This window comes from Candidatus Woesearchaeota archaeon (assembly GCA_021734105.1).
GTDB lineage: Archaea > Nanobdellota > Nanobdellia > Woesearchaeales > SKGA01 > SKGA01.
In genome coordinates this window covers 16,799-31,349 of sequence record JAIPJP010000013.1, presented here as the reverse complement: position 1 = coordinate 31,349, position 14,551 = coordinate 16,799, and the positions used below count along the sequence as shown (strand labels likewise).

The 14,551-nt window shown below is 33.2% G+C and carries 17 protein-coding genes; 10 read left to right on the top strand and 7 right to left on the bottom strand.

The window, feature by feature from the left end; all coding sequences use genetic code 11:
- The 10 genes from K9M74_03335 to K9M74_03290 all read left to right on the top strand — a co-directional run.
- The coding region (locus K9M74_03335; GenBank protein MCF7798911.1) for a hypothetical protein at positions 1 to 2,350 on the top strand (2,350 nt) is incomplete at its 5' end.
- Positions 2,347 to 2,730 (top strand): hypothetical protein, encoded by a 384-nt coding sequence (locus tag K9M74_03330; GenBank protein ID MCF7798910.1) that lies wholly within the window; start codon positions 2,347 to 2,349, stop codon positions 2,728 to 2,730. The genes K9M74_03335 and K9M74_03330, both read left to right, overlap by 4 nt.
- 8 nt (positions 2,731 to 2,738) lie before the next feature.
- A complete protein-coding gene (locus K9M74_03325) occupies positions 2,739 to 5,282 on the top strand; it encodes a hypothetical protein (protein MCF7798909.1) in 2,544 nt (847 codons plus the stop codon).
- On the top strand, positions 5,276 to 5,737 hold the full coding sequence (locus tag K9M74_03320) for a hypothetical protein (protein MCF7798908.1): 462 nt from the start codon (positions 5,276 to 5,278) through the stop codon (positions 5,735 to 5,737). Before K9M74_03325 ends, K9M74_03320 begins: the two co-directional genes overlap by 7 nt.
- A 9-nt stretch (positions 5,738 to 5,746) precedes the next feature.
- A complete protein-coding gene (locus tag K9M74_03315) occupies positions 5,747 to 6,094 on the top strand; it encodes a phage tail protein (protein ID MCF7798907.1) in 348 nt (115 codons plus the stop codon).
- A gap of 28 nt (positions 6,095 to 6,122) precedes the next feature.
- Positions 6,123 to 8,792, top strand: a complete 2,670-nt coding sequence (locus K9M74_03310; protein ID MCF7798906.1) for a hypothetical protein — start codon at positions 6,123 to 6,125, stop codon at positions 8,790 to 8,792.
- A 165-nt stretch (positions 8,793 to 8,957) separates the two neighbouring features.
- Positions 8,958 to 9,476, top strand: coding sequence for a hypothetical protein (locus K9M74_03305; GenBank protein MCF7798905.1), 519 nt, complete (start codon positions 8,958 to 8,960; stop codon positions 9,474 to 9,476).
- A gap of 4 nt (positions 9,477 to 9,480) precedes the next feature.
- On the top strand, positions 9,481 to 9,840 hold the full coding sequence (locus K9M74_03300; protein ID MCF7798904.1) for a hypothetical protein: 360 nt from the start codon (positions 9,481 to 9,483) through the stop codon (positions 9,838 to 9,840).
- Positions 9,821 to 10,147, top strand: a complete 327-nt coding sequence (locus K9M74_03295; GenBank protein ID MCF7798903.1) for a hypothetical protein — start codon at positions 9,821 to 9,823, stop codon at positions 10,145 to 10,147. The genes K9M74_03300 and K9M74_03295 overlap by 20 nt, the downstream gene beginning before the upstream one ends.
- A gap of 42 nt (positions 10,148 to 10,189) precedes the next feature.
- Complete coding sequence (locus K9M74_03290) at positions 10,190 to 10,954, top strand: hypothetical protein (protein ID MCF7798902.1); 765 nt, start codon at positions 10,190 to 10,192, stop codon at positions 10,952 to 10,954.
- A gap of 59 nt (positions 10,955 to 11,013) precedes the next feature.
- On the opposite strand, the gene K9M74_03285 is transcribed toward K9M74_03290, so the two are convergent.
- The 7 genes from K9M74_03285 to K9M74_03255 form a co-directional block, all read right to left on the bottom strand.
- Complete coding sequence (locus K9M74_03285) at positions 11,014 to 11,211, bottom strand: hypothetical protein (protein MCF7798901.1); 198 nt, start codon at positions 11,209 to 11,211, stop codon at positions 11,014 to 11,016.
- Positions 11,212 to 11,295: 84 nt separating this feature from the next.
- Positions 11,296 to 11,523 carry a hypothetical protein gene (locus K9M74_03280; GenBank protein MCF7798900.1) on the bottom strand — a complete coding sequence of 76 codons (228 nt, stop codon included), beginning with the start codon at positions 11,521 to 11,523 and terminating at the stop codon, positions 11,296 to 11,298.
- Positions 11,523 to 12,509, bottom strand: a complete 987-nt coding sequence (locus tag K9M74_03275) for a hypothetical protein (GenBank protein MCF7798899.1) — start codon at positions 12,507 to 12,509, stop codon at positions 11,523 to 11,525. Before K9M74_03275 ends, K9M74_03280 begins: the two co-directional genes overlap by 1 nt.
- A gap of 5 nt (positions 12,510 to 12,514) precedes the next feature.
- Positions 12,515 to 12,697, bottom strand: a complete 183-nt coding sequence (locus tag K9M74_03270) for a hypothetical protein (GenBank protein MCF7798898.1) — start codon at positions 12,695 to 12,697, stop codon at positions 12,515 to 12,517.
- Positions 12,681 to 13,004, bottom strand: a complete 324-nt coding sequence (locus tag K9M74_03265) for a hypothetical protein (GenBank protein ID MCF7798897.1) — start codon at positions 13,002 to 13,004, stop codon at positions 12,681 to 12,683. Before K9M74_03265 ends, K9M74_03270 begins: the two co-directional genes overlap by 17 nt.
- Before the next feature lie 134 nt (positions 13,005 to 13,138).
- Positions 13,139 to 13,348 carry a hypothetical protein gene (locus K9M74_03260; GenBank protein ID MCF7798896.1) on the bottom strand — a complete coding sequence of 70 codons (210 nt, stop codon included), beginning with the start codon at positions 13,346 to 13,348 and terminating at the stop codon, positions 13,139 to 13,141.
- A 108-nt stretch (positions 13,349 to 13,456) separates the two neighbouring features.
- Positions 13,457 to 14,551 (bottom strand): restriction endonuclease subunit S, encoded by a 1,095-nt coding sequence (locus K9M74_03255; protein MCF7798895.1) that lies wholly within the window; start codon positions 14,549 to 14,551, stop codon positions 13,457 to 13,459.

Below are 14,551 nucleotides of genomic sequence, written 5' to 3'. Positions count from 1 at the left end.
CAAAACTATTGGGAATTTCTTTAAAGGAATTAAAACAGGTTTTTCTCAAGTATTTACGCCTGAAATAATTGATAATCTAAAGAATGCATTTGTAAGAAACTTTGGAATAATTCAAAACGAAGCAGGTAATCTTGGAGTAGTCTTTGGAAGAATACTTGGGAGCATGGTTAAAGGTGGGGCTGAACTTATAACTAGAGTATTAAATTCAGACCTTATAGAAAATGCTAGTAAGGCATTTAAGAGAATTGGAAGTGTCCTTGAAAAATTAGGTCCTACTATTGGTGCAGTTGCTACTGGCTTTGTTTTACTATCTCCCATTTTAGGTCCTTTATTCTACATTGGTGGAAAAGTAGCGAGTGTATTTGGATTCTTAATATCATCAGTTATTGGATCAGGAAAAGCAATCTCTGGACTGATTGGTGGAGCAGGAAAACTTGGAGGATCTTTGGGGGGTATTATTGGAAAGATCACAGGGGTAGGTGCAACTGCAACAAAGACAACAGCTGGAACTGCAGGACTTCTTGGAAAACTTGGGGGTCTTGGATCTTCAATAGGTGGAGTATTCTCTGCTATTGGGTCTGCTTTAGGTGTAAGTGCAGGTGTAGCTGCAGGTATTGTGGTTGCTGTGATTGGAACAGTTATCGGATTTATTAATCAAGTGAGACAGAATTTCTTAGGACTAGGAGATGATTTTAAAACAATTTTCGGAGCTATATGGACAGTTCTCAAAGCTGTTGGGTCTGCATTAAAAGAAAACCTTATCGATATTGGTGGAATGCTTAAACCAATTTGGGAGGGTATCAAAGACACTTTCAATGGACTTGGCAAGATCTTGGGTGCATTGGTAGCCTCAGTTATTCATCCTTTTGCAGAAGGACTTAGAAGATCTGGAGATGAGGGGCTTAAAGCTGGAGAGATAATCAAAGGTGCAGTTACTCTTATGCTTGCTCCATTAAGAATTGCATTAACTATTCTTGGAAGTTTACTAAAAGCAGTTGGAGCAATAATCAATTTTGTAGCCACAATCATTGCAGGTATTGTTGAACTTGGCTTTGCTTTCCAAGACGCATTTAGGAGATTTAAAACAGAGGGATTTTCTGCATTTAAAGGAGTTGGAGAAGTAGCTAAAAAGATTGGAATATCTATTCTTAAATCATTCATAGGTGCAATTGATTCAATCATAAATATATTCATAGATCTAATTAATGAAGTCGTAAATATAGCGAAAAAGATTCCTTTACTTAACAAAGTAATTGATAAAAATTTCAAAATAGATAAGAATGTACTTGGTAATCTTTTAGGATTCAGTAAAGAAGCTGAGAAGACAGTTGACAAAATTAAAGAAACACAAGATGTCTTAACGGAAGCACCAACAGCAATACATGGCATTCAAGCAACTCAATCATTTTTACCAGGAATAAATGAAGGAAATACTGCTGGTTTAGGATTCTCAAGTTCAGCAATTGAAGCAATGTCTACAAACAGTGATGCTATTACAGCTTCGGCAGTAGATCCATTTAAAGAAGCAAGTATCCAAGCATCAGACTTTGGATTTACTTCTATGGAAAATTACTCTGCTCCGTTTAGAGATCCTGATGCAATATCTTCAATAAAATCAGATATTATGTCAGTATTTCCAAGTCCTGAACAAGCATCTCAGCAAGGGAGAGATTTTGGTAAATTCTTCTTTACAGGTTTGGCTAGTGGGATGCAGGAATTATCTGGAATCTTTCAACAAAATATTTTACCTATTTTTACAACTATGAATGAAGCATTGAAAACATTTATTTCAGCTTTCTTGAGAAACTTGTTTGTGCTAAAATCAGTTCCACCATTCTTCTTGAAATTAGCAACAAATATTTACAGAATATTTGTTGGTGGATGGCAATCTACATTCAACATGATTGCAGACATTACAGAAACTGTAGTCAATAGTATGCAGAATAATCTAGAAATATTTTATAATAATCTAGTATCAATAATTAACAGATTAATTTCTGAATATAATCGAGCTGCAGATATATTAGCCAGAGACATTACTAGAACTCATAAAAGCACAAGATCATATACTGACAGTAAAGGAAGATCAAGAACTAAAACCACTTACAGAACTGAGACTCTCTACAAAGGAGTCAACATTCCAAAACTTGCCCAATTCTCTAATGTTAAACTGGATAAGCTTCAGCTAGAGAGAGCTATAATACCTCAGTCTCCTGTAACTGTAGATGCTGGTGGATTCAATGTCAATATAGAGAATCTTAACACTTCAAGTGAAACTGACAAACAGAGATTATTCTCAGAAATTGATGCGTTTATTGCTAATAAACTTGGAGGTTTAGTAAGATTATGAAAATAACAAGTCAAGATAAAAGTATAGATCTCTTTGTATTTGACAATGAAGAAAAAGCAGTTGTTACTTTAGAAACTACTGATAAAATTGTATGGGTTACTCATGAGATTCCAAATAGAGCAGGAAATATAAAACACTTTATGGGATCAGGTGATGGCGACGTTCTTCTTACAGGCAAATTATTAGGACTGCAACCAACGAAAGCAGATAACAAAACAATTCTTAGAAATCTTGCTCTAGCTGGAACTATTGTTTACTTTGATACTGAAGGATATGAACCTGCTCTTGATGGACATTATGTGATAACAGAAATTAGTATCCCTGAAACAGGAGGAGAACCTTGGGAGTTTACTATTACACTCAGTCAATTCAATAATTAAGATCCAAGATGATTCAAACGCACAAACCATTAAACAAGATCTATGTAGACATAGGCAATGGGTGGCAAGACATAAGTAGATTCATCACTAAATGGGATGCAGTAAAAAGTGTGACTTCACAAACAGATACTGCATCATTAAACTTTGATTACAACGCTTTACAATATATACAATCTTTTGATTCTTCAGCTAAGATTAAAGTCCTTGCAGGTTATGATTCTGAAAACTTAAAACTTTACTTTGATGGTTTGATTAAGAACATTAAAAAAACAAATACGAATGAAGATTTCGACGTGGAAGCAGAAGATTATTCTGTTTTCATGCTTAATAGAGTTGCCACATTTGCATTTAGTAATACAAAAGCAATAGATATTATCAAGCATGTTCTTTCAGTTAAAATTCCTGAATATTCATGGACTGATGATACTTTTGATGATCATGAGTTCATAGTTGATAGTATCGCATTTGAAGATAAACCCATTCATGAGATTATAGATTATCTTGCTAATCTTATCGGTGCTGATTTTTGGGTTACAAGTGACGGAGAAGGCAATATAATATTTCATTGTAAGCAAAGAAATAGTATTGAGTCTGACTTTGTTCTTGAAAGAGGAGTTAATCTTAAGGGATTAATTTTCATTGAAGATAAAAGCCAAATGGCTAATAGAGTTATTGTTCAAGGAGATCAAAAAGAATTTTCAACACAACAGAATTTCTTAGGGACTGGAGAATTAGTGGATTTCTATTTGATTTTTAGACCACATAACGTGAGAGTGACTGTTGATGGAGTTCCTTTAAATGGGGGCGTCGAAGGTATTTCTCAAAATCCTGAGTTTTATGTTGATTACTATGAAAAGAAAATCACCCTAAAAGTAGCCCCTCCTGAAAATGCAGTAATTGAAATTGGATATGCTTATGATATTCCTATCAAAGTTGAATCTTCTGATTTCGCTTCGATTAATAAGTATGGAGAGAAAGTCAAGATCATTAAGAATAAGAATATCAGTGATAAGGCAGAAGCACAGAAGTATGCGAAAGAATATATTAAACAATTTGGTAAACCAGTTTTTATTGCAGAAGCGGATGCTCCAGCAAGTACTGAGTTTGATGTTGGAGATGTAATCACTCTAAAAGATTCTGAAAAGCAAATTAACAATGCAATGCAGGTTCTTGAATGTAGTTATAGTTTCTCAAAGACTGATGGATTTAATTCTTCACTTAAATTAGCACAAACTCAACAATCTGGAACTAACATGCTTAAAGATATTATTTTGAGATTGAAGCAATTAGAAGAAGTTCTCAAAGGAGACGTGGAGATAGTTACCAAATTAATGAAGTTTGAAGAAACTATTACAGTAAAGATCAAAAGAATTAGTGCAAGAAAAAGATTACTCCCACCAGGTTTCAGCTGGAGTAAAGAAGGAAGCTGGAATAATTTAGACTGGGGTATTTACGGAAACACTTCGTGGGAAACATTCTTTGAATCAGGAGACAAAGATATGTTTGCTAGTGAATTCCAAACAATCCATGATGAAGCATTAACTCTCGAAATATTTTTTAGTCCTGAATTAGATAAGATCATGATTTGGTCATTAGGACAATACACTAAAGATTCATGGAATAAACCAAGAGAGCTTATTGTACCAACTCCAACAATGCTTAAAGAAGTCATTGATGAATTAAGATATGAATATGATAAACTTTCTATGAATCTCTCAGTAGATCCAAATTATAGTGATGCAACTATCTGGAGTCTACAAGGTGGAAGCCCACCTTATTGGTCTAAGATGAGTTTCACTCGAAAGATTGCAGAAGCAGGACCTATTCAGCAAATCCATGATAAAGAATCATTTGATAATCTTGAATTTAGAGACAGAACAAGCTTTGGTCTTGACTTCTCCATAGAAAAGCCAATGTGGAGCATGAATTACACATGGAGTAGATCAGGTATAGAAATAAGTTCAAAAATATCTCAACATGATAAATATGCTGAAGATCTTATCAAAACAAAAGACAAGCTAAACATGGCTTATGACTTCTTAGAATTCTTAGACAAAGAACTTGTATTTAGTAGATCTAAGTGGAGCAGAAGTCCTGAAATTGAGTATGTAGAAACAGAAAAAGATATTATGAAAGAAATACATGATAATCTTGTAGCACAGGACAAACTATCAATGGAATTCAATCCATTAACAGATGGTTTCTTTTGGAGCATCAGAGGTTGGAATAAAGATGATTGGGGTAACATCCCATCAGATCTTGTTCAACAAGACCTAAAGCAGAGAACTGCTAAGGATGATTTGGTTTCTAAAGATAGAATGAACGTTGATCTAACTTGGTCAAACGAGTTCAAAGGTTGGAGTCTCAAAGTATGGGGCAAAGAAGGATGGATTAAGTTCGAACAACCAGCACCTCAAGAAAGTATTCAGGAGAAAACTGAGGAAGAATTGCTGACAATAAATGAAAGAATTGGTTTTGAGAGTACAAACAACTTGGACAATGGTCTTGCTCTCATAAACACAAAATCACAATGGAGCGTGGCAACATGGTAGGAAAAAAAGATACACTCAAAGCAAAAGGAACTGTAAATATTAGCGTCATCAATAAAGATGGCAAAGTCATCGAGAGCATGACACATAACAAAGTTGTAGATTTAGGGATTGAAGCACTCATAAAGCATGTCAATGGAGCATACACTAGTCTGATTGAATATTTTAGAATGGGGGTGGGACTAAATCCACCAACAGGATCAGACTCAGGTTTAGAGAGTCCTGTTGAGTTTACAACAGGTGTTACAACTAAGGTCTTTGATTCTGTAGGTTATCCAACTGTAAAAGAGATGAAATATCAATTAACAGTGGACTTTGCAGAAGGTAATGGGCAAACACTATCTGAGATAGGTTTATTCTTTGCAGATGGAACTATGTTCTCAAGATTCTTGCATCAAGGAGTAAACAAAACAAGCTACATCAAGATAGTGTACCAATACACAATTTCAATCGAATAGAGGTAAAAGATGGGAGTAACTAAGAAAGGAAAAAAGCAGATCTTGGAATTACTGCAAGGGCAAATCTCTCACTTCGGGTTAGGTACAGATTCATCAAGTGAATCTGAGTTTGCAGAGAATCTTGGAGATGAGAAGTTCAGGAAAGTAATTACCGATAATGCAATTGATGAAGAAACTCTAAGCATGGATGTAGAGTGCTTTCTTGGTTCAGGAGAAGCCAATGGACATGACTTCTCTGAGATAGGTATATTTGACTCAGCGAGTGGTGGAAATATGTTTGTGATATCAAACTTTCCTCCTGAAGAAAAAACCCCTCTACTTGAGTGGTTGATCGATGTTGTAATCGAGATAAAATAACATAAAGAAAGAAATATGAGGTGTTACTATGGCATATGAAATAAAAAACAATGAAATTGCATGGGCTCCAGCAGTTGAAAATATCAACAGAGGATTTAGAGTCTTTGGCGTGAGTTCTGATGATAGTATGAAAGTTCTAACATATCAAGACATGACTTTACATGTACCTAATGGAGGTAATATTTGGATCAACGACATTAGACGAACATGGTTGACCAGTCTCCAAGATAATTTCGAAAATGGCATAACTGAATGGGAATCAGGAGATGACACAACAACAAGTGAAGAAAACTCAATAGTTCAGAGTGGTACAAAATCATTGAAGTTAAGCTGGAATCATGATGGATCTACTCAATTTGCAAACAGAGTTCAAAAACTGTATAATGTTATTGATTTTAAGTACAGAAATAAATTAATTTTCCATTTCTACCCTGTCGCCAATCTCGAAGATAAATTATACATTAAGTACAAAAACAACGACAATGAATTCATTTTAGCAGAGGTTCTTCCACAAGACGTTACGGCAGGACAATGGAATAAAATAGAAATAGATTTACCTCCGACAGATGTTCAAAAGAATAAATTCCAAGCATTAATTTTTGAATTCGATGGTTTACAATGGAGTACTGGAACACATGAGTTCTATATTGATGAGGTTTCTTTTGATACGCTCATTGATATTGTAGAAGCAGATCCTAACGACGAAAGAAAAGACATTATTACTATGGGGGAAGATGGCAAAATAGAGTTAATTACAGGAACTCCTCAAAGTCAGAACCCTGTTGAACCACCTGATCTTCCAGCAGATAGATGTTGTCTTGCTATCATAACAGTTCCTGCTGGATCAACTCAAATAACTGCTGGACAAATTTTTGATACAAGAGTACCAAATACTTTTGCAGTTAATGCTGATAAAACTAAAAACGAATTAACGACAATAAAGAATGAAATAGTACAATTGGCATTAACAGATATTGAACAAAACGCACTTCTCAATCTTCCTAGTGAGATTCCATTTAGCAATATGGTTGTTGAAAAGTTCTGGGATAGAGATGGTCTCAACAATACTGTTGAAACAGTGAATGAAGGAGAAAACATGCATGGTTATTATGAAGCATTAGATGCACCTAGAGGGCAAATCAATGTAAGTGGTTTGCCTGACATTTCAGGAATGGGTGGTACTGGGTGGGCAGAAGCCACATGGAGAACACGAGCTTACTATTGGAGGGGGAAAGTGTGGACTTGGATGCATAGCACTTCTGTTTATAACGAGATTGGTTGGGGGATTGCATCAATTAATCCTGTAACTGGTGAAAAAATATTTGCAAATATTTGGACTGATGATTGGCAACTAGATCCTAATGATACCAATCCAAACGGCTCAAGAGAATTTAGTTACTACAAACAGAATAGTACTCAATGGTGTGCTCATCCTAAAGATTGGACTCATGACGAGGATTATTTGTATGTTCCTGTGTATGTCTCATCCATTCGTATTGGGTACTATTCAAGTCAAGTAATTATTTTGGCTATAGATGAAGATGGAAATGTTGTGAGAACTATTCAGGCAGAAGAAACAAACGGTCCTTATCATGATTGGTATGCTGTTCATCAGTTTCAGTATGATGTAAATCTAAAATCATTTCTGATTTATCATAGTGGGAGACGTTACACTGATTGGGGTCATCATAATGTGCCTGTTATGTATGATAAAAATTGGAATTCTGTTTTTGTAGGTAATATGCAAGACACAAATTATTATCCTTATTTGTGGGCATATATTCCAGATAATCAGTACTTGTATCAACTGTCATGGTATAATGTATCTGGCAACTACAGGATTTATGCATATAGGTGGAGAATTGTAAAAAAAACAAATGGTGATCTTGATATAACCTATCAAGGAGGATATACTCAAGGAAATCATACTAACACATTTGGGAGGCCTTTTTGGTATAATCAAACAGTGATATGTAATCAGAAAGATAGAATTTGGATGTGTTATAGGGATGCTGAATATCATTTGCGTTGTTTATATATTGAAGCAGGTACTAACGATGACTGGTGGGAGAATTATAACCTAGGAGATAATCCTCTTGATAGAGGACTAGTTATGGAGTCATCTGTAGAGTCAACTCAAACTAATGGACTTCCTTATGTCTCTTATGCGGTAGCGTATGGTAGTGACACTGCTTTTTATGGATACGGTGATAAAACGTACAAACTTGAAGGTGGAAAAGGTATTCCTGGAGAAGTAGTTGCAGCTGGATCTTTTGCAGGTAGAAGAGGAGTGAGTGCAGTGGGTAAAACATCATTAGCGTTTTGGGACACTACAAATGATGCTTTTTACATTGCAGACTATTCTAATGCATTAACTGGAAGGGAGCAGACAGGATTTGATATGACAACAAAAACTTTCAACTTTGAAAATGTTAAAGGGTTGTATATTACTGCAAAAGTTGCTGGGAGAGGGACTTCAGATCTATTGTCCATGATTAAGGTTGATGTGCTGGATAACTTAGGAACTCCTATAACAGGTCTAACTAATTTGAGTGTTGATACTTATCATGTGATTCCTGTTGAACTTCAACCAATAGATCAGTTTAAGTTAAGGTTTCATTTTACGCCTGATGGAACTAAAAATATTCTTGCACAATTCCACGAATATGGTGTATTCGTAGATAATGAGGTGGTCTAAAGATGAGGATTTATAGAAAAAGACAGTCAAAAGCACAAATGATTCAAGCAAAAGCTAGACTCATGGCTCAAAAATCAGAGTATGTTCTTGGGTCTCCTGAGGAAATCCAATGTCAATCTATGATTGATAGATATGATGAGTTGATCGGAGCATAGTGAGGGAAAAATGAATGAAGAAATTAAGTTTGATGAAGAAATGGTTATACAAGGTCAATGGACTCAAGATCAATTGGATCTTATGAAATCATTAATGGATCAGATTAACAAGGTAATGTCAGAAAGATTTCCGGGATTAGCAGATCATGTTTCAATAAAATATGATTTACCTGACGAAGGAATTGGAGCAAAGTTTACTGCTAACTTTAATGTTGACGAAATTATGTATTTGGGAGATATGAATCAAATACATAATTTAGAAGTATTCAAAGAACATCCTAAGGATTCTGAGAAATCTCTTAGAGCATTGTTTAATGATATGGCAGTATTGACATATTACCAATTGCTACAAAAAGCAATCACAAGTGCATTAGGTTATGTTACTAAACGAGCTGAAGAAGAAGGGATGCATGATCAAGGGAGATTCTTTGTGAAAAGAAAGAAAGTTATTCCTTTGCCATTTATTCCAGAGGATGTTGTGTTGATGCATCCTAACACAATTAAGAATCTAAAAAGAGATGGAAGGTGATCATATGAATTCAAAAGACCAAATAATCATATTGAATAAAGTACTTAAGGAAGTGCAGGAAGAGGATGACTCTTCGCTACCACTTTTATTTAATTTTAGCGTGAGAAATGAAGCAGGTAAGTTCACACATACAATTAATGCCAAAGTAGCATTAGAAGCGAGTTATGTGGGTGACAATACATTATCTAGTGCTATTCGAGAACAGAATCTTGAAGAAGTAAAGAGCATCTTGAGATCTGCGTATCAATATCTTTCAGATAACATCAACAAAAAACTTTCTTCCTTGGCAACCAAAAAAGTAAAGGAAAAGAAAAAAGAGATTGTAGAGGAGACTAAGGAAGAAGATGGCGTCTCCGAAGCTTAATGGCAAACATGGCGAGATGATCACCCAGATGTATGGAAAGATCGGGGTGCTGATCAACGATGTTGCTAATATAAAAGATAGTCAAAAAGAGATGAAGTTAGATATATCTAAGATCAATGATAATATTACCGATCTAAAAGTGAATACTAAAGGTTACTCTGAAAAAATCAAAGCTGTTTCTGATGATATTAATGAACACAAAAAAGAGCATGATAAAATGTTTGGAAAGGTGCTAGGGATCATTGGAGTGATCACAACAGTTATTTCTTTATTTGTCTCTATTATATTTAATTTCTTTAAGCGCTGAAACAGAATATTTATTAAATGTTTATTGTTCTGATGATTCAATATGGGAGACTTGATGGAAAGAAAAGAGCCAGATAAAAAGCATCTGAATTTATTTGATGAAATGGCTGTAAGGATGAAAGAAGTAATCAAAGATTCAGATATGCCTCAACCTGTAAGCAATGGAGAATCTAGCGCCTATCTTAATCTCTTCAAATACTGGAATGATTTCTTAATTAAGGGCAAACTTCCATCATATAGCTGGATAATTAGTAATATTTTCAGGGCAAGTGACCTAGGCGGAGCTTCCATTTTCATGGGTTGTAAAGAACTCGCTATTTTCCAGTTTTATTCTAAAGAATTTATGGACTTTTTAGCTAAATCGATTAAAGACATAGGTGCTAATAAGATCATCGAAATAGGGGCAGGAGATGGGCTTCTAAGCCACTTTCTACAGCAAAAGGGAATAGATATCATTCCAACAGATAATCACAGTAGAGAGGACATAAATCATCCTAAAAGTGTTGAGAAACTAAGCCATAAAGAAGCTCTAGAAAAGCATAATCCTGAAATAGTTTTAATCAGCTGGGAAGAGCTGGGATATGATTATGCAATTGACGTTCTAAAGTATCATTCAGTAAAATGTATTGTTTGGATAGGGGAGTATAAAGGTGGTTGTACAGGTAGTGAAAAGCTGTGGAATTATGAAAATAAAGATACTGACAATCCATTCTGCCTTGCTAGAACTGATAACTGTATGTTTGGAGAAAATGTTCACAAACACACAGGAGTTTGGATCTTTTATCCAAAAAAATCTACTTTAGAATAAACTTAAAATAAACATACATACCTAGAATTGGCAATGCAGGGATTAAATATTCCATTATATCAACCATGCAGTATGTATTCACAAAGTCTTCTTAATTGACCTGCTTTGATCTCTATCTTTTCAGTTGCATCAGAATAATCTAATTTTTCTTCCCATGTTCGAGCAACTCTTTTTACATAGTCTCTCTCATGTTTTTCTTTGCTTAGATGTTTTCGATCACTGAATCTTCCCTTTTTGTCTCGTCTTTTTGATTTCATATGTATAACCTTGATTACATTAATCCAAAGAATCTCTTTATCTTTTGCCACAGAGTAAATTTAACTTCTATCTTGTGGGGGCTTTTAATTCTTTGAAGTGTTCTCTTTTTGGTAGTTTTCTTTTTTGTTTTTGCCATGAGTTCTTCCTCCTATTCTTTGGTTGATTTCATGATTTAAGAAATTTCTAAATGCGATAATATCTTTAGTTCTATGATTGACTTTGTACTTCATGCCAATTCGTTTCATATCGATAAGTTCCTTTAGACTAACAACGAGTCCTCCCTTAGACGATACTTTCATTTGTTGATCCATTATGCAATAACCTCCACAACAGATTCATTTTTTGATTGATTAAGAGTATATTCTTTCTCAACAAGTATCCCTTTACCTTTAATATGAGGAAGAATCCAAATCTTTTTCCCAGCATTAACTCCATATCTTTCTGCTTTAAGAGTTCTAAAATGACCTCTAACCCAAAAACGATGAGAATAAGCTACATCATTCAATGTTGGATCAATAGAATTAATATATTTTTTCAACGTATCGCTTATCTTAATTACTGCTCTTATTGGTAATGGTGCTTTTCCTTTTTTAACTCGTTTAATATTTTGTTCTTCAGTAGGTTTTATTTCTGTGTATGAAACAGAGGGGTCATTAAGAAAATTAAGAAAATTCTTTAATAAAATCCTTAGTTGTTTTCTAATTTTTCTTTCAAGTAAAGGTTTTTTGTAATCTGATTTATTTGATTTTAATATAAACCAATCATTTATAATAAAATTTGATTCATAATTCCATCCAAAATAATGACATTCAATATCAAAATTATCGCCTATATGCCCTATTTCTCTAAAACAAATTCCTTGAATTTGAACATTATCTATTTTTATTGAAGTATCAAGAAAAACACTTAGAAAAGGAAGTCTAGGATTATTTACTGAAGATTTAGTTAGCATTAATAAATTCAAAATTTTACTGTCTATTTGAAATGATTTTGACATTAACATATAAGGTAAAAACTTGATTGATCTTTTGTGAATTCCAGCAAGTTCAGAAGGAAGCATATTCGCTGAATGAACCATTGTAGTCATAAACTCAACATTTTTTAAATAGCAATTCCCATCAGAAAACATTTCATTAAAATCTCTATTTTTCGGAACGAAATTTGTAATAAGAGAATGTGTTTTCTTTGAAGTTTCTATAAGTGAATTAAATTCTTCATCTTCAGGAAATCTATCATTTTTGTAAATAAAATAATGATAATAAAATGCATTCAAACTTTCACCGAGTTTTTTTAACATTATTTTTACCTCTTCTTTGTTTTCTTTTTGTAATGGATAAGAAAGACTTGTTTTAATCCTTCTTCCCACATTATGTAGAGTTGTCCAAGTATCTTAGACACTACATATAGTGTCCAAATTATTACTGCACTAAGACCCATTGTCTTAATGAGTAATGCAACAAGGAGAATCTCAAGCAGTAGGTTCATTTTCTTTTTCCTGATCCTCTTCAGATGTCTCTGTTGTTACCTTTACTTCAGAAGTTGTTTCAGGTTCTGCAGGTGTTGATTCTTCAGTACTTGGCTGTACTTCTTCATTTACTGCATCTTCTTCTGAGAAGTTCTTTTCTAAAACTTCAATCTTTCCCTGAAGAGTTTTGATTTCATGGTCTTTTGAAGCAATCAAGTCTTTCAATTCTGAAAGAGTTTTTGTAACATCAGACTTGAATTCCATGAATGATGTCTTTACTTCAACTATTGTTTTTTCTAATCCATTAATTTTTTCAATTTGTTCCATTTGTATTCCTCCTTTCTCTCTGCCATTTTGGCAGACATTGTTTATGAAAGCGTAATTGTTGATCACCATGACCAATTAATAGGCCTGGATTCTCAACTGTTTGATTCATTGGTTTCTTACAGTAATGACATGAGTTATTTGATTGCATAGGCTTTTATCGTCCCCACTTTTGTGGATTTTACATTGCTATATTCTTCTTCAATTTCTGTTAGAAGTTTGCTTGTTAGATTCCAGCTTCTATTGATGCTCATAGCTATCTCTCGAGCAGACTTAGGATTATACGTAATGCATTTTATGATCTGCTCTTTGATTCTATTCCTAGTTTCCTCATTTATTTTGCTCATAATGTTTCACCAAAGGAAAATATTTTCATAAATAGAAATGAGTATTTTTTTCTTTATATTATTTCAGCAGACACGATGTCTTATTATATAAGAAGAAGAAATAAAAGATTATTTTAAATCAATATTGACTTCGATTAACTTATTTATGTCATCAACAATGCTGTTTTTTATTTTACTAAGCTTAGAAATCTTATTAGCAATATCTTTTTGTTTTTTAAAATCCAAATGTTTATCTTTATCAACAGGAATCTTAATTTCTATGTCTTTGATTCTTCCCTTACCTGCTTTATGACCAAAACCAAATTTTTTCTTTGAAAATTCTTTTTCTATTTCATATTTTAGAAAATCAATTGATAATAGTTCTTTATATTTTTCATAAATTATTAAAGGTATTACTTTTTCAGATAACGAAAATCTTCCTTGTCTAAAATGAGGTTTCTCAACAGATCCATCAATATTCCAAGTTAAACAGTCTTCAAAATATTTAATATCTTTTAGATTATCTTTCACATACCCATAATCAACAGAGTCTTTATCTTTTGATGCACTATAAACAGGGATTGTTCCTTTATTTTTATTAATAAAATCTTTAGTAAAAAAACTTCTGTTTGTGGTGATGGATAAATCAAAGATATCACTAATTTTTAATATTTTATACTTATTATCTGTGATAAAATTTACTTTGAGACTTTGGATTTCTTCAATTTTTGAAACCAATTCTTTCTTAATTTCTTTGATTAAGTTGTATTTTTCAATTATTTCTTTTTGTTTAGAAACATCAATCTCGTTATTTTTTTTAAGAGGAATCTTAATTTTAAATTTAGACATGTTTTTCAAAGATGATCTTAAAGTTCTATCAAATCCATACTTTTTTTTGTTTTCCTCCAATTGATATAATATATATTCTGGTAAAATCTTATCTTCAATAATTTCTAAACAACCACAGTGATCGGTAGGCATGAATTTAATACCTTTTTTTATATGATTAAAATCAAAATTGCCATCTATCCCCCATATAATAAATTCTTTATCAAAATTCTTAATGATTGTTTTATCTGTAAAACCCATTGATTGAAAAACATTAGCACTGATTACAGGGATGTCTTTATTCGATTGAAATATATCTTTTCTAAGAACTCTCTTTCCAAGAAACATTTTAAAATAATTCTTATCATTTAAGGTAGTTTCTTTGTAAGATGCCAT